The sequence below is a fragment of the Prauserella marina genome, assembly GCF_002240355.1.
Classification (GTDB): domain Bacteria; phylum Actinomycetota; class Actinomycetes; order Mycobacteriales; family Pseudonocardiaceae; genus Prauserella_A; species Prauserella_A marina.
In genome coordinates, this window is the sequence record NZ_CP016353.1 from 4,461,059 (window position 1) to 4,483,023 (window position 21,965).

At 68.9% G+C, this 21,965-nt stretch carries 21 protein-coding genes; 5 read left to right on the plus strand and 16 right to left on the minus strand.

All coding sequences use genetic code 11. From position 1 onward, the window contains the following. Nucleotide 1: 1 nt before the first annotated feature. From BAY61_RS20895 to eccD, 8 genes are all read right to left on the minus strand, one after another. Nucleotides 2-313 carry a hypothetical protein gene (locus tag BAY61_RS20895; protein ID WP_143021461.1) on the minus strand — a complete coding sequence of 104 codons (312 nt, stop codon included), beginning with the start codon at nucleotides 311-313 and terminating at the stop codon, nucleotides 2-4. Next, nucleotides 310-705: a YbaB/EbfC family nucleoid-associated protein gene (locus BAY61_RS20900; protein ID WP_091810076.1), complete on the minus strand. Its 396-nt coding sequence runs from the start codon at nucleotides 703-705 to the stop codon at nucleotides 310-312. Before BAY61_RS20900 ends, BAY61_RS20895 begins: the two co-directional genes overlap by 4 nt. Before the next feature lie 204 nt (nucleotides 706-909). Further along, nucleotides 910-3,399 carry a hypothetical protein gene (locus tag BAY61_RS33040; protein ID WP_110057686.1) on the minus strand — a complete coding sequence of 830 codons (2,490 nt, stop codon included), beginning with the start codon at nucleotides 3,397-3,399 and terminating at the stop codon, nucleotides 910-912. Nucleotides 3,400-3,423: 24 nt separating this feature from the next. Beyond that, the gene (locus tag BAY61_RS20910; protein ID WP_091810078.1) at nucleotides 3,424-5,136 is read right to left on the minus strand and encodes a hypothetical protein; all 1,713 of its coding nucleotides are present in this window, start codon (nucleotides 5,134-5,136) and stop codon (nucleotides 3,424-3,426) included. A gap of 71 nt (nucleotides 5,137-5,207) precedes the next feature. Next, nucleotides 5,208-5,498: a hypothetical protein gene (locus tag BAY61_RS20915; RefSeq protein ID WP_091810080.1), complete on the minus strand. Its 291-nt coding sequence runs from the start codon at nucleotides 5,496-5,498 to the stop codon at nucleotides 5,208-5,210. A gap of 36 nt (nucleotides 5,499-5,534) precedes the next feature. Then, a complete protein-coding gene (locus BAY61_RS20920) occupies nucleotides 5,535-5,822 on the minus strand; it encodes a hypothetical protein (RefSeq protein ID WP_091810081.1) in 288 nt (95 codons plus the stop codon). 27 nt (nucleotides 5,823-5,849) lie between these two features. Further along, entirely contained in the window at nucleotides 5,850-7,226 is a 1,377-nt protein-coding gene (eccB, locus tag BAY61_RS20925; protein WP_091810083.1) for a type VII secretion protein EccB, read from the minus strand. 48 nt (nucleotides 7,227-7,274) lie between these two features. Then, nucleotides 7,275-8,699, minus strand: coding sequence for a type VII secretion integral membrane protein EccD (eccD, locus tag BAY61_RS20930; RefSeq protein WP_170140146.1), 1,425 nt, complete (start codon nucleotides 8,697-8,699; stop codon nucleotides 7,275-7,277). A 118-nt stretch (nucleotides 8,700-8,817) separates the two neighbouring features. On the opposite strand from eccD, the gene eccCa reads away from it, so the two are divergent. The 5 genes from eccCa (at nucleotide 8,818) to BAY61_RS20955 (ending at nucleotide 17,017) form a co-directional block, all read left to right on the plus strand. After that, nucleotides 8,818-12,780: a type VII secretion protein EccCa gene (gene eccCa / locus BAY61_RS20935; RefSeq protein ID WP_091810270.1), complete on the plus strand. Its 3,963-nt coding sequence runs from the start codon at nucleotides 8,818-8,820 to the stop codon at nucleotides 12,778-12,780. Beyond that, on the plus strand, nucleotides 12,777-13,922 hold the full coding sequence (locus BAY61_RS20940) for a S8 family serine peptidase (protein ID WP_091810087.1): 1,146 nt from the start codon (nucleotides 12,777-12,779) through the stop codon (nucleotides 13,920-13,922). The genes eccCa and BAY61_RS20940 overlap by 4 nt, the downstream gene beginning before the upstream one ends. 112 nt (nucleotides 13,923-14,034) lie before the next feature. After that, nucleotides 14,035-14,565 (plus strand): histidine kinase, encoded by a 531-nt coding sequence (locus tag BAY61_RS20945; RefSeq protein ID WP_091810089.1) that lies wholly within the window; start codon nucleotides 14,035-14,037, stop codon nucleotides 14,563-14,565. Continuing rightward, nucleotides 14,556-15,230 (plus strand): response regulator transcription factor, encoded by a 675-nt coding sequence (locus BAY61_RS20950; protein ID WP_091810091.1) that lies wholly within the window; start codon nucleotides 14,556-14,558, stop codon nucleotides 15,228-15,230. The genes BAY61_RS20945 and BAY61_RS20950 overlap by 10 nt, the downstream gene beginning before the upstream one ends. Nucleotides 15,231-15,232: 2 nt before the next feature. Next, complete coding sequence (locus BAY61_RS20955; protein WP_091810093.1) at nucleotides 15,233-17,017, plus strand: hypothetical protein; 1,785 nt, start codon at nucleotides 15,233-15,235, stop codon at nucleotides 17,015-17,017. A gap of 102 nt (nucleotides 17,018-17,119) precedes the next feature. Here the strand turns inward: BAY61_RS20955 and BAY61_RS20960 are convergent, their stop codons facing one another. From BAY61_RS20960 to BAY61_RS20995, 8 genes are all read right to left on the minus strand, one after another. Next, nucleotides 17,120-18,070, minus strand: coding sequence for a sensor histidine kinase (locus tag BAY61_RS20960; protein ID WP_091810095.1), 951 nt, complete (start codon nucleotides 18,068-18,070; stop codon nucleotides 17,120-17,122). Between the two features lie 49 nt (nucleotides 18,071-18,119). After that, nucleotides 18,120-18,431 (minus strand): gas vesicle protein K, encoded by a 312-nt coding sequence (locus BAY61_RS20965; RefSeq protein WP_091810097.1) that lies wholly within the window; start codon nucleotides 18,429-18,431, stop codon nucleotides 18,120-18,122. Between the two features lie 21 nt (nucleotides 18,432-18,452). Beyond that, entirely contained in the window at nucleotides 18,453-18,659 is a 207-nt protein-coding gene (locus BAY61_RS20970) for a gas vesicle protein (protein ID WP_420848870.1), read from the minus strand. A gap of 62 nt (nucleotides 18,660-18,721) precedes the next feature. After that, a complete protein-coding gene (locus tag BAY61_RS20975; protein ID WP_091810101.1) occupies nucleotides 18,722-19,519 on the minus strand; it encodes a GvpL/GvpF family gas vesicle protein in 798 nt (265 codons plus the stop codon). Beyond that, the gene (locus BAY61_RS20980; RefSeq protein ID WP_091810103.1) at nucleotides 19,516-19,896 is read right to left on the minus strand and encodes a gas vesicle protein; all 381 of its coding nucleotides are present in this window, start codon (nucleotides 19,894-19,896) and stop codon (nucleotides 19,516-19,518) included. Before BAY61_RS20980 ends, BAY61_RS20975 begins: the two co-directional genes overlap by 4 nt. 17 nt (nucleotides 19,897-19,913) lie before the next feature. Beyond that, a complete protein-coding gene (locus BAY61_RS20985) occupies nucleotides 19,914-21,032 on the minus strand; it encodes an SRPBCC family protein (RefSeq protein ID WP_091810105.1) in 1,119 nt (372 codons plus the stop codon). 6 nt (nucleotides 21,033-21,038) lie between these two features. Then, nucleotides 21,039-21,698, minus strand: a complete 660-nt coding sequence (locus BAY61_RS20990) for a hypothetical protein (RefSeq protein WP_143021462.1) — start codon at nucleotides 21,696-21,698, stop codon at nucleotides 21,039-21,041. Next, complete coding sequence (locus BAY61_RS20995) at nucleotides 21,695-21,964, minus strand: gas vesicle protein GvpG (RefSeq protein WP_091810108.1); 270 nt, start codon at nucleotides 21,962-21,964, stop codon at nucleotides 21,695-21,697. The genes BAY61_RS20990 and BAY61_RS20995 overlap by 4 nt, the downstream gene beginning before the upstream one ends. Nucleotide 21,965: the final 1 nt, after the last annotated feature.

The following is a 21,965-nucleotide window of genomic DNA, read 5'->3' on the forward strand; positions in this document are numbered from 1 at the left end:
CCTATTCGTGCGGGGTCGCGCCGTCGGCGTCGTCGTTGGCCCTTTCGAAGTTCTTGGCGACGAGCAACGTGCTCTCCGAAAGGCCACCGACCCCCTTTTCGAGCAGAGTGAGGAATTCGAGCGCCTTCCACTCCCCCGGCTTGTAGTTCTGGTCGAACTGCTCGCCCATCTCGCCGGTGCCGCCCGCGTCGCCGTAGCGCTCGGTCGCCGTCCGGACCCGCCGGGTGACGTTCCTTGCCAGGTCCGACCACTGGTCGAGGTTCAGCCCACCCTGGTTCAGGATGTTGACATCGACATACAGCCGGTCGCTCATCGCCGCCACGTCCCCTCGTCCTTGAGCGCGTCGTCGAACATGGCCTCCAGGTCAGGTCCCGACTCGCGCAGCCGATCGAGGTCGAGGCCATCCGGAAGGAAACCCGCCATCGCCGCGCCGGTCGCGGCGGCCGCTTGATCCTGGGCTTCGGTGACCACCTCGACGATCTTCGCGCCGAGTTCCTTCGGAGCCATGTCCCGCCACCGTTTTCCGGTCAGCGCCAGCTCCGTGAGCTTGCCCTGACTGTCCACAGTGGCCTGTATCGCGCGGTCCTTCGACGTCGCGGTCGCCGTGACCTCACGGAGCTTGTCGAAGGCACCCGCCAGCTCCTCCTGTTTGGCGCGCATCTCGCGCATCGCCTCGTCGATCTGGTCGTGCAAGGGAGAAAACATGTCGGCTCCTAAGACTGTTTCGGGAGTAGTTTGGGGTCGGTGCGGGTGGCGGAACCTGAGGTGGGATCCTCGCTGCGGGATCGTCTCCTTATGTATTCCGATACACCACGTTGACGCTGTCCTCGCGAGGCAACCACCTCAGAACCCGCCGCGGCGCCGGTTGCTTGCCCGCTCCAAGCGGCTCCGCCGCTTATCAAAGACGCACTAACCGTTCGCCGTCTGCTCGGCCTGCCGCGCCTGTTCCTTCTCTGGTTGCGGGTCGAGGGACTTCCCGCGCTGCACGCCCGCGCCGACGTGCACGTGGGTCGGGGCAAGTGGTTCGTCGGTCTCGTTGGCGGTATCGCCCGGCAATCCGACGATGCCGTTGCCTGCCATGGCCTCGGTGCCCCAGATCTTGTCGTCCTCCGAAAGCCAGGTCTGCCGTTCGCGTTCCTTGCTGTCGCCCTGGTTTCCACCCGTCGGCGGCATCATCGGGGGCATCATCGGCATGCCGCGGCCGTTCTGCTCACCAGGATTGAACGCGGTGTTGTTCCCGCCCCCGCCGCCCTGGTCCTGTCCGGACCAGTCGGACCAGCCCTCGCCGCCGAAGGTGTTGCCCGCGTTGCCGCTTCCCCCGAAGTCGGCCGAGCCGTTATTGCCGCCGGGGAAATCCGAGCCGGTCCCGCCGGAGAAGCCGGGCGAGCCGCCCGCGGCATTGGAGGCTCCGCTACCTGGCAGATCCTCGAAATTCGGCGTGTCCAGCCCACCGGTCGAGTTGGAGTCACCGCTGCCGAACTCGGGAATCTCCGGCAGGTTCCGGTCGTCGACGGGGAAATTGTCCCCTGGAAGGTTCTGGTTGTTGTCGCCCGGCTGGTTCTGGTTGTTGTCTCCTGGCAGGTTCGAGAACAGATCCCGCAGGTCCTGTTCGTTGTCCTGCTGGCCGGGGAAGTCCGGCCAGTTGTTGCCGAAACCGTCGCCGTTGAACGCGTTGCCGTCGGATCCGGCAGGCGGCGCCTGGTTGCCGAGCCGGTTGGTGTTGCCGTTCGAGCCGCCGAACCCGCCGGGTGGCGGAAATCCGCCCGGCGGTATCACCGGGCCGTTGCCGAAGGAGTTGTCGCTCCCGTTCCCGAACGGGTTGTCACTGCCGAACGAGTTGTTCCCGCCCAGGGAGTTGTCCCCGCCGGTGCCGAACGGGTCGCCGCCGAACGAGTTGTCGCCGCCGGTGCCGAACGGATTGTCACTGCCGAACGGGTTGTCGTTCCCGCCTCCGCCGAAGGAATTGTCCCCGCCGGTGCCGAAGGGGTTGTCACCGCCGGTGCCGTTGTTGTCCCCGAACGGGTTGTCGTTCCCGCCTCCGCCGTCGTTGCCGCCTGCTCCGTTGTTGTCGCCGTCGTCGCCACCGCCGAACAGGTCGCGGATGTCGTCCTCGTTCAGACCACCGTTGTCGTCCCCGCCACCGCCGTTGTCGTCACCGTCGTCGCCACCGCCGAACAGGTCACGGATGTCGTCCTCGTCGAATCCGTTGTCGTCGCCGAAGGGGTTGTCACCGCCGAGTCCGTTGTTACCCCCGCCTCCTGGTGGTGGCAGCGTGGTCGGTGCGACGATGTCCTCAAGCGGCTTCTTGGAACGCTGGTAGGCGGTGTCGAGCTCGGTCATGAGCTCAGCGGCTCTGGTGTCGAGGGGCTTGATCTTCCCGAGCACGAAGTCGGTGATGTTCTTGTTGATCGTGCCCCACGTCGCCGGACTGTCCAGCGGGCCACTGATCTCGGGAAACCCGGAGGGAAGCGGTCCTGGCGCGAAGGTGTTCGTTCCGGTGACGTCCGCACCGATCTGGAGTCCCATGAACAGCCTCTCGGTGAACACCGGCGCGCTGCTCACCGACGACGAGTAGTTCTTGACGGTTTCCTCGATGTAGGCCTCGGCGGGTTCGCGGGTGTGCTTGTTCGACAGGATGTCCAGCGCGTAGTTCGGGGTGCCGTGCACGAGGCCCATGCCCCGGATGTAGCGCCGGACGTTCTCGATCACCGCGCTCATCGTGTCCTGAAGCACCGATTTGAGCCCGGCGTGGTACTGATGCCAGGCGTCGTTCATTCCCTTGGCGAAGCGGCTGAGCGCGTCCGCGATGTCGGCAAGCCCTTGCGACGTCGCGCGTTCCTCCACGATCTGGGTGCGGACGTCGTCGAGCGTGTTGGCGAACTTCACCAGGTTCTGCCGGATCGCGTAGGCCGCTTTGCCCTTGAAAGCCGAGTCGTCGCTGTTGAGCTTCTGCGACCAACTCTGAAGGGTCTCATGGTTGCTGTTCAGCCAGTTCACGTAGTGGTCGACGGCGGCCTTGGCGTCCCTCAGCTTGCCGACGTCCATCAACTCGGCTTTGCCGTCCTTCATCTGGTCGACGACGTCGTTGAGTTCTTGCAGGGCCGTAGTCCATGCCTCCACTTTGGTCTGATCTTTGTAGACGGAGATGTACCACTTTTCCCAGGCGTGATAGCTGTACGCGTCGCCGCCGGTCTGGCTGTCGCTCTCCTGATCCGATCCCGCGGTGACGGTACCGTCGGACTTGAACCAGCCCTGTTCCCCTCCGCCGTTCTTCACGGGGACGTGGATGTCGGGCCCCAGCCCGGTGGTGGCGTAAACCGCCTGATCGAACTTGACGTTCGAGGTGTCCTCACCGACCTCGGGCGGTTTGCTCGGCCCGGTGCCATCGGGTGTCGTCATGACTGGTCTCCGCTCCCCTCTCAGTCAGGCGCCGCCGGTGAACCCGGGGTACTCGGTCGTGAACTTGGACGCGTCGTACGCGGCGAGGTCGTCCGCGTCCTTGAAAACGACCTTGGCCTGTTCCAGCGCCTGATGAAAGGTCGACAGCTGGCTTCGCAGATCCGTGTTCACCGTGTCGAGCGAGGTACCGAAGGCCGTGCCCCTGGCGTTGAGGTCCTGCGCCCGGATCCACTTCTGGTTGCGTGGCTGTAGGTAGAAATCCTCGTCAAGGTACGTCAGGTCGAGATGAGTGGCGTTGCGCAAGGAACTCTGAATGTTGTCGATCTCGCCGATCAACTGGTTGTAGGACGCCTCGTCGAACGTGATGTTCGGGTCGGGGCCGACGTTGCCGTCCTTGGGCGTGCCACCGGAACCCGAGCCCGAGCCCGAGCCGGACGAGTCGCCGTCGCCGTCGCCCTTGCCATCCCCGTCGCCCTTGCCGTCCCCTTTACCGTCGCCATCGCCCTTTCCAGCGCCGTCGCCGTCGCCGTCTCCCTCGCCATCCCTGTTGCCCGGGTTGCCGTTGCCCGAATTGCCGCCGTCACCATCGCCCCCGGTGTCTTCCGGTTCCGGTTCGGGCTCGGGTTCGGGAGTCGGTTCCGGCTGTTGCGCGTGAGCGACCGCGGGTGCCCACGACTGCGTCGGCACCGATTGCACCGGCGGCTGCCGCGGCTGGATGAGCGGCGCCTGCACCGCGAACCGCTGTCCGAGCGGTTCCTCCCCCTCGGAGGCAGGCTGCTGCGGAATGGCCTTGGGCTTCTCCCAGATCTGCGCCGGCTGGAGCGGAACGGGCTCCTGCTGTTGCCGATCCTCACCCGCGTACTGGTCCGGCGGCAGCCCTCCCATGGGGGCGAACGGCTGCTGCGACCTGACGAACTCGTCCTGCGCGGGCCGCGAACCGCCCAGTATGCGCGGATCGACGGCCCCGGGGTGCCGCTCACCGCAGCACGCGCACTCCCCGGTGTATTCCTCGGGTTCGGTGACCTCGCCCTCGGTGTCCTCCCCCGGCGCGGGCTCACCAGGCACCAGCCGCTCCCGGAACTCGGGTTCGGTGACCTCGCCCTCGGTGTCCTCCCCCCGCGCGCGTTCCCACGGCGCGAGCCGCTCCCGGAACTTGGGCTCGGTGACCACGCCCTCGGTCTCCTGCCCGGGAGCCGGTACGACCTCACCGCGTTCGGTGACGTAGTCGCCGGCCGGTACTCCCTCGTGCGCGGGGAGGAGACGCTCGGACACCGCGCCGTGGACGCTCCCGCAGCACGGGCAGCAATACTCGCCGGAGCGATTCTCCCCTTCGCTCCAGTGCCTCGGCTCCAGCGCCGGCAGGCTCTCCCCTTGCTGGCGGGTGCCGATCCTGAGGCCGGGGGCCAGCGGCGGGAACTGACCTTCCGGCAGGTGCGCCACCACCGGTTCCAGCGGTTGCACGGCTCTGACGTGCTCCCCCGCGATCATCGGCTCAAGCTGGATGCCCTCTCGCGGAAGCGACAACGGTTCCGACGGCGCGCCGAGCTCCGTCGGCGCCACCCCCTCGTTCGCGGGTACGACGCGCGCCCGCTCGCCGAAATGCGCAGGCTCACCCGGCTCACCCGGCGGCATCCGCATCCCCATGGGCGGAATCGTGGACCCCGGATTCGTGACACCATGCGACTCACCGAGCTGTCGCCTTGTCGGCAAGACCCGGTCCGGATCCGTCTCCTCCACCACACTCTCCTTCCACCGTGGCCCGTCCCGCCGGACCGTCTACTGAGGACTGCCGATGCCGCCGCGAACGGTCAGCCGAGGAAGACCCGGCCACCCTGGAGGTCGCCGTCCTTGAAGATCTCGTGGATGTTGACCGACGACACCGCCTTGGCATTGATGTCCTGGGTCATCCGCTGGTACGCGGCGTTCCACTGGTTCTGGCTCTCCAGCCAGATCGGCTGGGCCGAACCCCAGGTGGCCTCCGGGATGTTGCGCAGGCGGTCGTTGAGCCGTTCCAGTACTTCGCCGAGCTGGTGGACGGCACGATAGAGCTGTTCGTTGAGGTCGAGGTATCCGTCGTGGTTGACGTCGAACATGACCATGTGCGGGTCCCCTTTCAGGAGTGATCGAATCGGAGGTCAGTTGGCCATACCGCTGGTGTCGGCCTCGGTGCTGCGGTTGAGCTGCAACAGGCCCTGTGCCTTGGTGTTGAGTTCGCCGAGCTGGGTGAGAATCGTGTTGTAGTCACCACTCCACTCGCCGAGCAGCCCGGCCAGTTTCTGCCCGGAGGTGGAGTTGTTGACCGCTGGCAACTGCGCCGCCAGCCCCTGCACCATCGAGTTGAGCTGCTGCATCTCGCCGAGCGCCGTGTCGGTGGCGCCGATGACCTGCGTCAGCAATCCGTCGTCGTAACCGGACCTGCTCATCCTTTTTCCTCCTTGGTTGGGTTGAACTCAGTTGGGTTGGGCTTGGTTGGGTTGGACGATGGACGGTTCTGGGATGTCGAGCACCGGGCCGGTCGGGAGCAGAGCCAGCAGCTCGGCGGGGACCAGCGCGGCACTGTCGACGGAGAACCCGAGCGCCTCGGCGGCTTCCGCGTCGGCGACGGGGAACTTCGCACCTGCTTCGGTGATCAGGTAGACACCCGCGCCCGGTACGCCGGGGGCGGGACGGGTGCGGGCGATCATGCCCGCGCCGGGAGTCACGTCGACCAGGTCGGCCACTCGCCCGTCGCGGGTGACTCCGGCCGGGTCGCTGCTCGCCGAGGAGCCGTCGAGATTTTCCGTGGTCGCGAGAATCGCCTTGTCGTTTTCCCAGCGGACGCACGGCATCCGGGTCTCGGAGTCGAGTGCCGACGGCGGCCTCCCAGGCAGTTCCGCCTGCCACACCGGGGCCGGTGTGACCTGCTGGGTCGCCAGCTCAGCCGGGGTGAGGGTCATGGTCGGTGGCAGCGACAGTTCCGGATCGGCGCCGATGAGCGTGGCGACGAGCGGCGACACCGGCATCAGCCCGCCATGCGTGACGACGAACGTCGTGTCGCCGACCGCATCCGGCGCGGTGACCAGCTGGCCGAGTTCGGTCGGTGCTCCGGCGACCTCGGGACCGGAGCCGCCGTGCTCCACCGGCGGCGCACCGATGTCAGGACCGGAAGGCAGGGTGTTGAGCCACGCCGAGTCCACCGCGACGGCCTTGGCCGGGTCCATGCCGAGCGCCCTCGGGACCCAGTCCTCGGTGACGCGCAGCTTGTGGCCATTCCAGGCGAGGTAGAGCTGATCCCCCGTGCGCACGAGCGCCGCTTCGCCTTCGTCGAGCGGCCTCACACCCACCGGCGTTCCGACGCTCACGGCGACGGCCGACTCGCCATCGCCGACTCCCGCGCACACCGTCCACGGCTGACCGCCAGCGCCTGGCGAGGGCAACGCGTCCGGCGCGCCCGCGATCCCGACCGGCGCGCCCTTCGGGAAGTCGGCGAGATCCTTGGCGTTGACCGTCGCGATGGGCGGGTTGCCCTCGACGAGCAGCCTCGCCGAGGCGTAGTTGAGTACCGGCCGCAGCCTGCCTTCGACGAGCAGGTACCGGTTTCCGGAGTCCTCGTCGACGACGAGGGTGCCCGGCTCGTCCCGCCAGGCGTCGCCGCCCTTGCCGGTGAGGAAGGAGACGGCGAGCACGATGCCTCCCACGAGCACGGCGACCGCGAGGCCGACCGCGAGGCCGACGGTGGTGCGCCGCAACGGGCGAACGGGCGCGTCCGGATCGGTTCGCAGCACCGCCGCGAGAATCCGGCCGACCAGAAACGAATGAGCCTCGGCCTGCTCACGCCTGCCGTACATGTGCGCCTCCTTTCCTTATCAGCACACGGGCGCCGCACGGGAAATGGTTCACAGCCAGGAGGCGACCCAGCCGTAGAAGCCGGTGATGGTGAGTACGAGCGCCAGCACGGCTAGCGAGCACGCCCAATGCAGGAAGTCGCCGATCCGGCCCCACTTCGGTACGAGCCTGCGGCCTGGCAGCACGTGTGCGCCTGCCACGGCGTTGCCCGCCAGACCGAGCAGGCCGACGACGACGCACAACTGGCCGAGCAACGGCAGATCGAGCGCCCAGCGCAACGACACCGACGTCAGTGCCGCGCACGCGGGCACGAGCGCCGCGAGCCGGTGCCAGGTCCCGTTCAGCTCGCGGGATTGCAGCAGCAGCAACACGGCCACGACGAGGGTCAGCGCGACGGTGTCCCATTCCAGCGTCGCCGAGACGACGAGCAGCGCGGCGGTACTCACGGCGCCGAGCACGACCATGAACGCGGTGAGATGCACGTCGGCCCTCGCCGCGCGTTCGAGGACGTCCTTGCTCGGCAAGGGATCCAGCCCCTTCTGGAACTCACCCGGCGTGATGGGAACAGGTTCGGCTGAGAGCCCGGCGAGCCAGGTCGCCAGCTGCGGCGCCGCCCTCGTCACGGCGAGAACCATCGCCATGAGGACCGCCGCCGTGCCCTGCGCGCCGAGCCCGATCAGCAATCCGAGCACGCAACCCAGCGCCGTCAGCACGGCGCCGCACGCCACAGCGAGGAACGCGGCCCGCGCCACACCGAGCGCGGCCCTCGCGCCGGTGGCCGCCGCCGCGACGGCCACGGCCGCCGCGAGCACCCCTGCCCCGGAGAGCCAGGCCGAGGGGCCGGCGGAGCCCGCGGGCATCGCGAGCCCGGCGACGCCGATCGCGGCGACACCGGCACCGCCGAGCGTGAGCCCGCTCGGCTTGTCGTCGAGCACTCGCGCCATCACGGCGCCGCCCGCGATCAACGCGACGCCGACGAAGAACGACACGATCGCGGTGGTCGTTCCCTCCCCGGTGAACGTGGCGACCAGAACGGCGAGCAGCCCGAGCAGCCCGGCGAGACCGACGCACAACCGGCGGGTCAGCTCGGGCCGCCAGCTGTCCGGCCGCCCCGACAGTCCGGTGTGGATTCCGTCGACCAGGTCGTCGAAGTCGGCCAGCGGCAACTGGTCGTCGCGTGGCCGCAGGTGCAGGACGTCACCGTCGTAGAGCCCTGCCGCCGCGGTGCCGTGGTCCTCGTCCAGTACCTCCCCGCCGAGCCGCTGCAACACCCAGCCGCCGTGCCCGAGACCGGTGGTCGCGAGCGCGGGATCGAGGTATCCGAGCACCGTCGGCATGAGGTCGGCGATCGGCACGTGAGCCGGTACGGCCAGTTCGACGCGGGAGTCCGGGCCGCAGATGGTGAGCCTGCACATTTCCCCTGAACCACCGGGGGAAGCCGGCTGGGTGGTCGCCGGAGCGTTCGAGTTCGTCACCGCCATGCCCCTTGCACGGCGCCGCCTTCGCCGAGGGTTCAGTCACCGAGTGAACGCCTCGGCACCGCGCGGCCGTGTACTCATCGGACCGGGCACCAGCAGCGAGGAGCCGACCGCGATGACGACGACACTGTTCCGCAGGCCGAACCGGGAGAAACCGCCGGAGATGCCGAGCGGTGAGCTCTCGTTACAGGAGCCGCCCTCCCTGCCGGAAACCGTGGGAAGGGACTTCCTTTCCGCGATGATGATGCTGCCCATGATGATGGGCGGCGGCGTGTTCATGCTGATCTTCATCGCGCCGAGGAACCCGGCACTGGGTATGACCATGTTCGGCGTCATGATGCTGATGGCGTTGCTGATGTTCGTCGTCCAGATGGCGAGGGGCGGTACGGAGCGCAGAGGCAAGATGCGCGGTGAGCGGCGCGACTACCTGCGCTACCTCGGCCAGGTCAGGACCCAGGTGAAGACGGCGGCGACCAAGCAGCGGGAATCCCTTTCGTGGCGGCATCCCGATCCCGGCGGGCTGTGGTCGGTCGCGATGAGCGGGCGGCTGTGGGAGCGCCGCGCGGCGCACGGCGACTTCGCCGAGGTCCGCATCGGCACCGGCGCACAGCGGCTCGCGATCCGGATGACTCCGCTGGCCACCAAGCCGATCGCCGACCTCGAACCACTGTCGGCGCGGGCGCTGCGCCGGTTCATCAACGCCCACGGCACGGTTCCCGACTTGCCGACGTCGTTGTTCCTGCGCGGGTTCGCGAAGGTCCGGTTCTTCGGCGACGAGGAGGCTATTCGCGGCCTGAGCAGAGCAATGCTCTCCCAGCTCGTGACCTTTCACGCGCCGGAGGACCTGCGGATCGCGGTGTGCGCCGCACCGGAGCGGGTCGAGCGCTGGGACTGGGTGAAGTGGCTGCCGCACGCCCAGCACCCGGTCGAGCAGGACGGCGCGGGCCAGGCCAGGCTGCTCGCCGACGGGGTGGACGCGCTCACCGAATTGCTCGACGCCGAACTCGGCGAGCGGGGCCGGTTCGAGGCCGCCGCTTCACCCAGTTCCGACGAGCCCTACGTCGTGATCGTCCTCGACGGTGTCGAGGTGCCCGCCGAGTCACGGCTCGCGGGTACCGGGTACCGGAACTCGGTGGTGCTCGACGTTTCCGGGGCGCTCGGAAACGCGGCGGGCCGGACCACCCTGCGGCTGGACGTCGCCGAGGACCAGGTCGACATGGTGCGCACCGACCGCACCGGAAGGGAAATGCGCACCGCGCTGTGCACCCCCGACCTGCTGAGCCCGCCGAGGGCGGCGACGCTCGCGCGGACCATCTCGCCCTACCGGCTCGGCGGCACCACCGACGTCGCGGAACCGATGGTCGCGAACTTCGAACTGCCGCAACTGCTTGGCGTCAACGACCTCGACAACTGGGATCCCGCCGCGTACTCGCGCAACGGGCTGACCCGCGACCGGTTCCGCATTCCGCTCGGCATCACGGAAAACGGGGCGCCGATCGAACTGGACATCAAGGAGTCGGCGCAGGGCGGCATGGGCCCGCACGGCCTGCTGATCGGCGCGACCGGCTCCGGCAAGTCCGAACTGCTGCGCACACTGGTGCTCGGCATGGCGATGACGCATTCCTCGGAGATCCTGAACTTCGTACTCGTGGACTTCAAGGGTGGCGCCACGTTCCTCGGTCTCGACCAGCTTCCTCACGTGTCAGCGGTGATCACGAACCTCGCCGACGAAGCGACGCTGGTGACGAGGATGCAGGACGCGCTGCACGGGGAACTGGTGCGCCGCCAGGAGTTCCTGCGCGCGGCCGGAAACTACAGTTCGCTGCTGGATTACGAGAAGGCCCGGCTTTCCGGGGTTCCGCTCGAACCGCTGCCGACCTTGTTCGTGATCGTCGACGAGTTTTCCGAACTGCTCGCGTCCAATCCGGACTTCGGCGAGCTGTTCGTGATGATCGGCAGGCTGGGCCGTTCGCTCGGCGTCCACCTGCTGCTCGCCAGTCAGCGCATCGACGACGGCCGCATGCACAAGCTGGAAAGCCATCTCTCATACCGGATCGGGCTGCGGACGTTCTCCGCGATGGAGAGCAGGTCGGTGATCGGGGTTCCGGATGCCTACCAGCTGCCGAGCGCGCCTGGTAACGGCTACCTGCGTAGTGACGTGGCGACCCTGAGCCGGTTCAAGGCAGCGTACGTGTCGGGTCCGCACCGCAGGCGCACGCGCGAACAGCGGCAGGAGGAGGTGCGTCGGCAGGTCGTACCTTTCGGAGCCGTCAAGCTTCCCGCGCAGGCGCCGGACCCAGCCCCTGCCCCAGCGGAGCCTGCCGAAAGCGCCGAGAACACCGATACCGGTGAGTCGGTGTTGTCGGTCGCGGTGGACAAGATGATGGAGTTCGGCCCGCCGGCGCACCAGGTGTGGCTGCCGCCGCTGGCCGCGCCACCGACGCTGGATCAGTTGCTGCCGCCGCTGGTGCCCGGCCCCGGGCGCGGGCTGTCGGCGGCGGGCTGGCCGGGCAGTGGCCGGATGGTGGTCCCGGTCGGCGTCGTCGACAAGCCGTTCGAGCAGAGCCGCGATCTGCACGTCGTCGATCTCTCCGGAGCGGGAGGGCACGTCGGCGTCGCGGGTGGGCCGCAGTCCGGCAAGAGCAACCTGCTGCGCACGCTGATCGCCGCCATCGCGCTCACCCACACCCCGGCCGAGGCTCAGTTCTACTGCCTCGACTTCGGCGGCGGTACACTGTCTGCTTTGGACGGTCTGCCGCACATCGGCGGGATCGCGGGCAGGTTGCAGGCCGAACGCGTCGCCCGCACGATCGCCGAGGTGCAGACGCTGCTCGCGGAAAGGGAAAAGCGGTTCGCCGAGTACGAGATCGAGAGCATGGCCGCCTACCGGGAACGGCGCGCCAAGGGCGAGTTCGCCGACGACCCGCACGGCGACGTGTTCCTCGTCGTCGACGGCTGGGGCGCGCTGCGCTCGGAATTCGAGCAGCACGACATGGCGTTGCGGGCGCTGGCCGGTCGCGGTCTCGCCTACGGCGTGCACCTGGTGCTCACCACCAACCGGTGGTCCGATGTGCACAGTGCGCTGCGCGATCAGCTCGGCACGCGGCTGGAACTGCGGCTCGGCGACTCGATCGACTCGGTGATCAACATGCGCAAGGCCGCTCAGGTGCCCCAGATCCCGGGCAGGGGCATGACGCCGGACCAGATGCACTTCCTCGCCGCGGTTCCCCGCATCGACGGACTGGACAACACCGAAGGGCTCGCCGACGCGACGCGCGAACTCGGCGCGGCCGTCGCGGAGAGCTGGTCAGGGCGCCGCGCGCCCTCGGTGCGGATGCTGCCCACCGTGCTGCCCGCCGAAGACCTGCCTGCGGCGTTGCCAGGCCCCAAGGTCGCGCTCGGCGCGGGCGAACTGGACCTCAAACCGGTGTGGCACGACTTCTCCGACCGGCCGCACCTGACGATCGTCGGCGACAGCGCAAGCGGCAAGACCGCGGCACTGCGCCTGATCGCGCGCGCCATCACCTCGGTCTACACCCCGGAGCAGGCGCAGATCCTGATCGTCGACCCGCGACGCACACTGCTGGAGTCCGTGCCGGAGCCCTACCGGCGCGGGGTCGCGGTGTCGGCACCCGCGGCGGAGACGATGGTCCGCGAGGTCACCGAACTGCTGCGCGAGCGCGTGCCCGGCACCGACATCAGCCCGGCGCGGCTACGGCGAAGGGACTGGTGGACAGGCCCCGAGATCTTCGTCCTCGTCGACGACTACGACCTGCTGCTCGGAGCGACGGGCGGACCGTTCACGCCGATGGTGGAACTCGTGCCACAGGCGGCCGACATCGGCCTGCACATGGTGATGGCCCGCGCGGCGGCCGGTTCGAGCCGCTCGGCGATGGAGCCGGTGACGAGGCGGTTGCAGGAATCCAACACGCCTGAACTCGCCCTTTCCATGCCTGCCAACGAGTTGCCGCTGCTCAACGGCTCGCGCGGCAAGCAGTTGCCCCCCGGCAGGGCGCTGCTGGTGACGCGGAGGGACGGAATCGGTTTGCAGATCGGCTGGACGGAGGCTCCGGAATGAGGAAAACGCTCGCGGTGCTTGTCACGGCGTGCGGACTGGTGCTCACGGCACCGGCAGCGCTGCCGAGGGCCGCCGCTCAGCCGGCGGGGCAATGCACGCCGCCTTCGACGACCGCGATCACCGAGACGTCGTGGGCACAGCAGCGGATGAGCGCGGACAGGGCGTGGCCGCTGACGAAGGGCGACGTGATCGTCGGCGTCGTCGACACCGGGGTCAGCGCGGAGGCCCCCGTGCTGGACGGCGCGGTGCTGCCAGGCACGGATCTGTCCGGTGGCACCGGTGACGGCGACTGTTTCGGCAGGGGCACGTTCATCGCGTCGCTGATCGCGGCTCGCCCCAGCTCCGACCCCGACGTGCCGTTCGCCGGTGTCGCCCCGGAGGCCCGCGTCTTCCCGGTCCGCGTCAGCGACGACCCGCCCAAGATCCAGGACCACGCCGGTCTCGCCGTCGACATCGGCGAAGGCATCAAAGCCGCCGTCGACGGCGGAGCCAGGGTCGTCGCGGTGGGTCTCGTTGCGACGCTGGACATGCCGGAACTGCGGGCGGCGGTGGCCTACGCCCAGCAACGGGACGTGGTCGTCGTCGGTGCCGCAGCGGTGCCGAAAAAGGGCCAGCTCGCGTTCCCGGCACGGATTCCCGGCGTCGTCGCCGTCGCCCCCCTCGGTCAGGAGGGCCCGGTGAGCCAGCCGACCTATGGCGCCGACCCGACACTGGCGGCACCGGCGGAGGACCTGATCGGTGTCGCGCCACAGGGCGAAGGACACCGGGTGGCCTCGGGCGACGAACTGGCGGTCGGCTACGTCGCGGGGGCCGCCGCGCTGGTACGGTCCTACTACCCCGCGCTGTCGGCGGCCGAGGTCGTCGACCGGTTGCGCGAAGGCGCCGACCAGCCCTCGACCGCGCTTCCCAACGAACTCATCGGCTACGGCGTGGTGAATCCGTTCTCCTCGGTGACCACCATCCCGAACACCGAGGCACCCGGTACCGCGCCGCCGGAGAACCTGTCGGTACCCAAACCGGTGACCCCCGACCCCGGGCCGGCCAACCGCGCGCTGTGGCTGGCGGGCGGCATCACGGCGGCGGCGCTGCTGCTGGCGGGCCCCACGATCGCGGCAGCCGCCCGGCGGCGGCGCGCCGAGTGAGCCAGGCCGCGTGATGCCGGACTCCGGACCACTCCAGAGCGGGATGTCCTCCTCCAGGCGGAAAAGGACCTCCGCGCTTGCCCGATCGCCGGAGAACGGCAACCCTGGCGCGATGCACCGCCTCGCCAGCCTGTTGCGCAGCAGCCCGCTGCGGCCACCCGGCCGCGCCGCCGCGGATCTGCGATACGGGCTCGAACGAACCCTGCACGACGGTGCCGTCACCGAGATCTCGGCACTGACGCTCGAACTCGGCGTAATCTCGGCGGCGACGACGGACGAGGACGTACGGAAACGGCTGGCCGACGCGCAGCATCACGTCACGAGCATCCTCGAAGCGCTCCGCGAGGTCGGATCGGTGATCTATCCACCGGTGCTGGCCACCACCGGGCTCGGTCCCGGCCTGCATGCCGTCGCGGAGGGCAGAGGACTGCGGCTGCGGCTCGACCTGCCCGGCACCGAACTCGGCGCCGAGGCGCGCTCCCGCACCGGTCTGCTGATTGCCGATCACCTCCAGACGCTGCGGCCCGGTAGCGTGGTGCGCGTGCGTGTGCGGGGGCGACGGCTCGTCAGGGTGAGGATCACCGACCGGCAACCGGGCGGCGGGCTGCCGCGCGAGCGCAGGGCGGTGCTGCGATGCGGGTAGCGATCGCCGAGGACGGCACGCTGTTCAGGGAAGGGCTCGTGCTGCTGCTTGAGGCTGCGGGACATGAGGTCGCGGGCTGCTTCGGCGAAGGGGACGCGCTGGTCGCGGCCGTCGCCACCGATCCTGTCGACGTCGCGATACTGGACATCCGCATGCCACCCGGTCCCGACGGCGGGCTCAGCACCGCCGAGCGGGTGCGCGCACTGCGCCCCGGGACCGGAATCCTGTTGCTCTCGCACTACGCCGAGACCCACTACCTCACGCGGATGCTGGAGATCGGCGCCGAGCGGATCGGCTACCGGCTCAAGGAACGCATCGCGGGAGTGAAGGTTCTCGGCGACACGCTCGACCGGATCGCGGCGGGTGAGATCGTCATCGAGCCGGTGCTCGCCCAGCGGCTCGTGCGCGGCGGCGCGAACGGGGACGACGGTCCGCTCGCCTCGCTGAGCGAGCGGGAGACCGACGTGCTGCGGCTGATGGCCGAGGGCCGCGCCAACAACGCCATCGCGGGCGAGCTGTTCATTTCGGGCAAGGCCGTCGAGAAGCACATCGCCGCGATCTTCACCAAGCTGGGCCTTCCCGGCGACGCGACGGTGCACCACCGTCGTGTGCTCGCCGTGCTGGCCTATTTGCAGGCAAGGCGAATCGACGGATCGGGCGGCTGAGGATGCGGGCCATCCGCAGGCTCACCGCGAAGGGCAAACCACCACACGAGATCGCGGCCGAGGTGCCTCCCGCGCGGCTGGTGGCGGCGCTCGTGCGCAACCTCGCCGACAGCGTCGGCGGCGACGTCGCCTACGCGAAGCCCGGCGGGCGGTCCCCCGTCGTCGTCGAATCGTGGCCGCCCGGCGTCACCGGGATCGCAGGCGCGGCAGGTGTCGCTCCGGTGCGCGGCGGTGGATCGCTGTACGTCATGGCTCCCGGCCGCTGGGACGAGGCGGCCAGGAGCAGGCACCACGAAACCGCTGCCTGGCTTGGCATGGCGCTGCGGCTGGTCCGGCTCGGCGCCGAGCACGAGGCAGCGGAACTACGGGCCCGCAGGCTGAGCGGCGAGCGGGCCACCGCCGTCGCGAGGCTCGACGTGGTCAGGGACCTGGAGCGGCAGCGGCTGGCGGGCGCGGTGACCACGACGACGCTGCGGGACCTCGGCGAGGTGCGGCGGGGACTGCGCGCCGCCATCAAGAACGGCGGGGACGGTGACGGTAATGACGGTCTTGCCGAGGCGAGGGACGCCCTCGACGAGCTGATCGACTCCTTCCGCGTGGTCGTGCGGGGTGTCTTTCCCGCGATGCTGCCCGATTCGGGCCCCAGAGCGGCGCTGGAGGAACTTGCCGCGACCCTGTCGCGCCCGGTGTCGTTCACCGGCGAGCTGGGACTGCGGGCCGGATGGCAGCTCGAATCCGGCTTCTACCACGCGGTCGCGGCCGCGCTGAACCTGCTGGCCGGTGCGGAATCCGCGCGGCCGGTGACGGTGAGCTTCGCCCGCGACGACGCGCTGCGGGCCACGCTTTCCGCCGAAGGAACACCCGATCTCGCCGCGCTACGCCAGGACGTCGAGCGCGTCGCGGTGCTTGGCGGAGAGTTGCGGGCCTCGGTGAAGGACGGCGTCGCGCACATCGGCGTACGGCTGCCGGAACGCGTCGAACCGCTCGCGTCGACGCACACCGACCCCTCGGAGCTGGAACGCAGCTCGATCTACCGGCAGGTGCGCGAGCTGGTGCGGCAGGGCAGGGAAGCCACCAGCGGCACGCCGGAGCGCGCGGCGTGGGACGCCGTCGCCGAACGGCTGCCGATGGCACCCCGGCTCGCCGTGGTCGGCGACCTCCCCGACCCGGGGGAGCTTCCCGGCGTCGCCGTACTGGTCGTCGACGCGCCGGCGGACCGCGCGCTGGCCGAGGAATTCCTCGCCGACGAAGGGCCGAGAGGCGGTATCGACGCGGTGCTGTGCGCCGTCGCGCCGTCACCGGAATTCCGGAGGGCGCTGCGGAGCGCGCGAAACCGGGTGGTGCTGGCAGAAGCCGGCACGGTCCCGGTCGCGGTGGTGGCAGCCGCGCTCGCCGCTCGCGGCCCGGTGATCGCGGCGAAACGAGCGGTGGTGGGGATGTCCGCGCTGGTGCGAAGCCTGCCACCGGGCCACCGGCTGCGGTGGGCGGTGGACCGGGTTCGCGTCGACACCCACGAGTTCGCCGAACTGGAGCTGTTGGACGCCATCGAGCACGGCGAACTGCTCAGGGCGGTGGCCGTCGCCGCGACCCGGCTGCTCGGCGCGCGGGGCATCGACGCTCGCAGCAGGCTCGGTTTGCCCTCCGACGCCGCCGACGACGTGGTCGCCTCGGCGGCCCGTGCGGCGGTCAGCGGCTGGCGGGCGCACGCCGCGCACCCCGTGGTCGGTGGCAGGGAAAGGGCGGCCTGCGAACTCCTCGCCCGCACCGCCGAGGGCCTGATCACCTAGGTTGTGTCCGTGCTGCGCGGGGCCAGCGGGTCCCCTCGCCACGTTGTCGGAAAGCCAAGTACCATGCCGGACGAGGACTTCCCAGTCCTACAACCCAGCGGCTCAGACCGGCACGACGCCGTCGACCGTCGTTCCCGCGCCGAGTGCCGAGCGGACCTGGACGCTCCCGCCGACCGAAGCCACTCGTGTGGTCAACCCGGGCAACCCCCCGCCGGTCACGTCGAAACCGGGTCCGTCGTCGGCGACCGTGAATTCAAGGCCCTGGTAGCTGTCCGAAACGGCCACCATCACCCTGGCTCCCCGCGCGTGCTTGCGCGCGTTGTTCACCGCCTCAAGCACCACGAAGTACACCGCCGACTCGACCGGCGCCGGATAGCGGCGGGCGAGACCGGAGACGTCGAGCGTGACCTTGTCGTACCGGGACAGCTGAGCGCGAAGCGCCGCAACCAGCCCTTCGGCCACCAGCGCGCCCGGCAGGATCCCTGCCGCCGTTTCCACCAGTACCCGCTCCGCGTTCTCCAGCTGTGCCAACAGGTCCGCGACGCGTTCGTGGCCTCCTCCGGCGCCGATCGCGTGCTCGGCGACGGCCAGCGACATGCGCAGCGCCACGAGGTGGTGCTGGGCGCCGTCGTGCAGATCGCGCTCAAGGCTCCTGCGCTGGTGTTCCATCTCGGCCGCCGCGCGCCAGCGGTCGTCGACCAGTTCCCTCGCCGAGGCGTCGCCGTCGCGGCGCAGCCGGTCGGCCGCCTCGGCCAGTTCGATCGCCGCGACAAGAGGCCCCAGTACCGCGGCGACAGCGGGGAACGGTCCGGCCGAATCGGGTGTGAAGGAGAGCAGACCGCGTACCTCGCCGTCGTAGCTGACCTCGTGTTCCAGCCACGAGCCCTCCCGCTCACCCCAGTGGAAGCGGCGGTGCCCGATCACGAGCGCACAACCTGCCGCGCCCGAGGTCTCGCCGACGACACGGACGAGCTCACGCGGATCCGGGTCCGGTCCCTCCCGCATGAGGAGGCCGGTGATCGCGTCGGCTACGCGCCGTTCCCAGGTGCGCACGCCGCGACGTTACCCGGGGCTCGTCTCCTCGCGAACCGGGGCGGCGTGATCAGCGTGGCAAGAGCGTCCCCAGCGGCCCGAGATCGAGGTTGAGGTCGTTCTCGGTCAGCCCGAACCGCTCGGTCAGCTCGGTGAGCCGGTCGTCGAGCAACATGAGGGTCAGCCCGATCCGTTCCTCCTGCTCCTCCGTCAGATCGCCCTCGTCGACCCTGCGCAGCGCCTGCCTTTCCATCAGCTGGCGCAGCAGCTCGACGATCGTCAGGACCAGCTTCATCAGATCCCGCTCCACCGTGTCCTTGTCGGTGTCGATGTGCCCGGACAGGCGCCTGCCGGTGCCCGCGCCGAGGTTGTCGTTCGCCATGGCTCTATCCTTTCCGGCGGCTCACCACTGAAGCGGTGAAGGACGGTTCTCCTTCACGGACGTGATCAACGCACGCAAGGAGATGTGCACGAGGTCGACACCCGCGATGGACAGCGCGAGGTCGCCGGTGAGCACCACTCCCCCCGCCAGCAACCGGTCGAGCAGGTCGACAAGGGAGATGTCGCGATCGGCGAGCGAGGGTTCGGCACCCGTCCAGACCTCGCGCAGCTCGGCCGGATGCCGTGCCGCGACATCGGAGGATGTCGTGGGAGTCGTGGGAATCGCTGAATTCATTGCCGCTCGACCGATACCGCATCGGCATCGTCCAGTGCGAACGAGTACGGGGCCCATGGCCCGGTCACCTCGATCCGGCACGCCGTCGAGTCGTCCTGGAGCCGCCGCGCCGCCTCGACGAACACGTCGATGTCGTCCTCGGCGACCAGATACGCGACGTTGAGCACGTTCTGCTCACTGATGCCGGTCAGCTCCGGACTTTGTGGACGGTGCGCGCGGCGACCTCCCGCCATCGCGGTCAGCGTCTCGTCGACGGTGATGCCGTGCTCGACCGCGGCACGCCATCCCGATTCTCTCGTGTCCTTCTCGTGCTTCTTTCTGCGCAGGTACGACAGCCCTGGCCTGGCATCCGCATCCGGTTCGGCGGGAACGGCACCCGGCCGGTCACCGGCCTCGGCGCTCACGTAGATCTTGACGCCCAGCTCGACCATCCCGGTCACCCTGGCGAGCGCGGCCAGCAGCTCCGTTTCCCTGGCCGCGAGCATCGTGGTGAGCGCCGCGTGATCGCGAAAGATCGTCGCGAGCCGGAACGGAAGCGCGACACCACGCCGGGTCACTTCCTCGACAACCGTGTTGTGCGCCCTCGCGACACTTTCCAGCCAGCCGATGTCCTCCAGCCGGGAACGCAGAGCGGGTTCGTCGAACTCGGCTTCGCGCACGGGACTCACGACGGCGACGAGGTCGTTGTACGGCACGGCGGACACCTCGGCGTCCGCCACACCACCGAGGTGATCGAACGTGCCGGGTGAGGACCGGCTCGCCACCGCGTAGCAATACCAGAGTGTTCCCGTCATGCGTGTTTCCTGTTCGTCTCGATGGCGGGCTGGTCGGGCACAGGCTCGCGCCGTCGCTCAAGTTCGGCGACCTTCTCCCGCAACTGCCGGTTCTCGCGCGAAAGTTCACCCTCGGCCGCCTTCGAGGTCAGCGACGGATCGTGCTCCCACCAGTCGATTCCCATCTCCTTGGCCTTGTCGACCGAGGCGACCAGCAACCGCAGTTTGATCGTGAGCAGCTCGATGTCGAGCAGGTTGATCTTGATATCGCCCGCGATGACGACTCCCTTGTCCAGCACTCGCTCCAGAATGTCGGCGAGGCTGGACCCGGACGAGCCGCCGGACAGCGCGACCCTGCCACCGTCAGGACGGGCGGCGGGCAGACGCGGTTCACTCATGATCAGCTCCTTGCGGCCTAACCCGCGCGGGCCGACGTCCGCCGCCTGCCGGGTTCTTCGTCGTCATCGGCCTCGTACTCGTCTTCGTCGTCATATTCGTCTTCGTCGTCGTAGTCCCCGGTGTCCTCGTCGTACTCGTCGTCCGCGTCAGCTTCGTCGTCCTCTTCCTCGTCGCTGTCGTCATCCTCGTCGTACTCGTCGTCGTACTCGTCCTCGGGTTCCTCGTCGCCGTATTCGTCGGCAGCTTCTTCATCGCCTTCGTCCTCTTCGGACTCAGTGTCTTGCTCGGACTCCTCGTCCTCGATGGCTTCCTCGTGCGTGCGCACGACCTCGCCGTCGCGGATCTCGCCTCGCCATCCTTCGCCGGTCGCCTGCCCTTCCATCGTGACGAATCTGCGGAAGTGCTTGAGGTCGAGCCTTGCCCGCCTTCCCTGCGCCCGCCACAGATTCCCGGTCTTCTCGAAAAAGCCGGAAGGGTAGTACTCGATCAGCATCAGGATCTTCGTCAGGTTCTCCCCGATGGGATGGAAGGTCACGACTCCCTTGATCGTCCCCTTCGCTCCCTCAGTAGTCCAGACAATGCGTTCGTCGGGAATCTGCTCGGTCGTCGTGGCTTTCATCGACCTTGTCGACCAGAAAATCTTGAACTTCCAGTCCGAGGTGACGTCGTCGCTGCGATCAGCGGACGTGACACCCTTGGTGAAGGTCGTGAACTTCTGGTATTCGGTCCACTGGTCATAGGCTTCGCGCACCGGAACACCGACATCGATGTCCTCAAGAATGTTGATGACTTTCTGGCCGCCGGATCCGTTGCCCTTTTTCTTGCTCTTTCCGGTGAAGATCCCGGTGATCTTGTCCTTGACGGACGCGCCGCCCGCTTCCACCGCCGCTCGCAGAGGGGACTTTCCCTCAGCCAGCTTTCCACCGGCCTTCAGCAACGGGCCGCCCTCGGCGACGTCGGTCAACCGCTTGGTCGCGTTGCCCAGCTTCTGCCCCAGCGAGGCGACCACGTCCTCCGTCTTGGCCTGGGCGTACTTCTCCCCCGCTTCGAAAAGCTGTTGCGTGGCGGGGTTCTTCGCCGCCGCGCTCCTGAGCCTGCTCACCGGCCCATCCTGAGCGTCCCGGGTGTCAGCCATGATCGATCAACTCCGCTTTCCGGTGGTGCCGCGCTTGGTCTGGGCCGTGGAGCGGGAACCTGCCGCCTTGCGAGTACCAGTGCCGCGCGACGCCGCCGACTTCGACGCCGACCCGGATCGCGCGGTGGTCTTTCCCGACGCGCTGGCTTTCGTGCGTTTGGCCGGGGTCTTCGTGCTCGCCGAGGAGGCGCGTGTCCGCCTGCTCGGCTTCGCGGCGCTTTCCGCGCCGCCGTTGGCCTTCCGGCGACCGTCTCCCCGGTCGGTGCCACCGGACTCGTCGGTGCCGGAATCGGCGCCGGCAGAGCGGGTCACCGTGTCACGCGCGGAATCCACGGTCTTGCCCGCGGTGTCCTGGACGTCGCGGCCAAGCTTCTCGGTGCGGTCCTGTAGCGCACCGGTCAGCTTGTCGGCCTGCCTGGTCGCGATCGCGGTCGCCATCGTCTTGCCTGCCGACATGACTTCTCCTCGCAACTGGTCTCGAACACCACTCAGCTGCGGCGAGGTGCTCAGTTGCTTGGTCAGGTCGGTCACCAGTTGCTGCGGATTGAGGTTCAGCTTCTTGCCGAGCAGCCACGCACCCATCGTGATGGCGAGCTTGGCTTTCTTGCGCCTTCCGAGAATGTATCCGCCCACAACGGCGGACGCGATCTTCATCCCAGGGGTCATTGTCTGTCTCCTTGCCAATGTGGACTGTCAGGCACCGGTGCCCCCCGGTTCAACTCGGTGAGTTCGTCGAGTAGCGCGTCCTCCAGCCGGTCGAACTCGGTCTCGCCGATGTCGCCTGCCAGTAACGCGTTCTCCAGTTCGGCCAGTTCGCGATGGATCTCCCCGGCTCGCTGCCGCTCGGCCTCCGTCAATACCGTGTCGACCGTCCAGAGCACACCGCGAACAGGTGCGAGCGGCAGCAGCAGGATTTCTCCGAGAAGTCCCATG

Excerpts from the sequence above, each read along its gene's own strand:
- BAY61_RS20895 (WP_143021461.1), bottom strand. The coding sequence starts at position 313 with ATGAGCGACCGGCTGTATGTCGATGTCAACATCCTGAACCAGGGTGGG.
- BAY61_RS20900 (WP_091810076.1), bottom strand. The coding sequence starts at position 705 with ATGTTTTCTCCCTTGCACGACCAGATCGACGAGGCGATGCGCGAGATG.
- BAY61_RS33040 (WP_110057686.1), bottom strand. The coding sequence starts at position 3,399 with ATGACGACACCCGATGGCACCGGGCCGAGCAAACCGCCCGAGGTCGGT.
- BAY61_RS20915 (WP_091810080.1), bottom strand. The coding sequence starts at position 5,498 with ATGGTCATGTTCGACGTCAACCACGACGGATACCTCGACCTCAACGAA.
- BAY61_RS20920 (WP_091810081.1), bottom strand. The coding sequence starts at position 5,822 with ATGAGCAGGTCCGGTTACGACGACGGATTGCTGACGCAGGTCATCGGC.
- eccB (WP_091810083.1), bottom strand. The coding sequence starts at position 7,226 with ATGTACGGCAGGCGTGAGCAGGCCGAGGCTCATTCGTTTCTGGTCGGC.
- eccCa (WP_091810270.1), top strand. The coding sequence starts at position 8,818 with ATGACGACGACACTGTTCCGCAGGCCGAACCGGGAGAAACCGCCGGAG.
- BAY61_RS20940 (WP_091810087.1), top strand. The coding sequence starts at position 12,777 with ATGAGGAAAACGCTCGCGGTGCTTGTCACGGCGTGCGGACTGGTGCTC.
- BAY61_RS20945 (WP_091810089.1), top strand. The coding sequence starts at position 14,035 with ATGCACCGCCTCGCCAGCCTGTTGCGCAGCAGCCCGCTGCGGCCACCC.
- BAY61_RS20950 (WP_091810091.1), top strand. The coding sequence starts at position 14,556 with ATGCGGGTAGCGATCGCCGAGGACGGCACGCTGTTCAGGGAAGGGCTC.
- BAY61_RS20955 (WP_091810093.1), top strand. The coding sequence starts at position 15,233 with ATGCGGGCCATCCGCAGGCTCACCGCGAAGGGCAAACCACCACACGAG.
- BAY61_RS20965 (WP_091810097.1), bottom strand. The coding sequence starts at position 18,431 with ATGGCGAACGACAACCTCGGCGCGGGCACCGGCAGGCGCCTGTCCGGG.
- BAY61_RS20975 (WP_091810101.1), bottom strand. The coding sequence starts at position 19,519 with ATGACGGGAACACTCTGGTATTGCTACGCGGTGGCGAGCCGGTCCTCA.
- BAY61_RS20980 (WP_091810103.1), bottom strand. The coding sequence starts at position 19,896 with ATGAGTGAACCGCGTCTGCCCGCCGCCCGTCCTGACGGTGGCAGGGTC.
- BAY61_RS20985 (WP_091810105.1), bottom strand. The coding sequence starts at position 21,032 with ATGGCTGACACCCGGGACGCTCAGGATGGGCCGGTGAGCAGGCTCAGG.
- BAY61_RS20990 (WP_143021462.1), bottom strand. The coding sequence starts at position 21,698 with ATGACCCCTGGGATGAAGATCGCGTCCGCCGTTGTGGGCGGATACATT.
- BAY61_RS20995 (WP_091810108.1), bottom strand. The coding sequence starts at position 21,964 with ATGGGACTTCTCGGAGAAATCCTGCTGCTGCCGCTCGCACCTGTTCGC.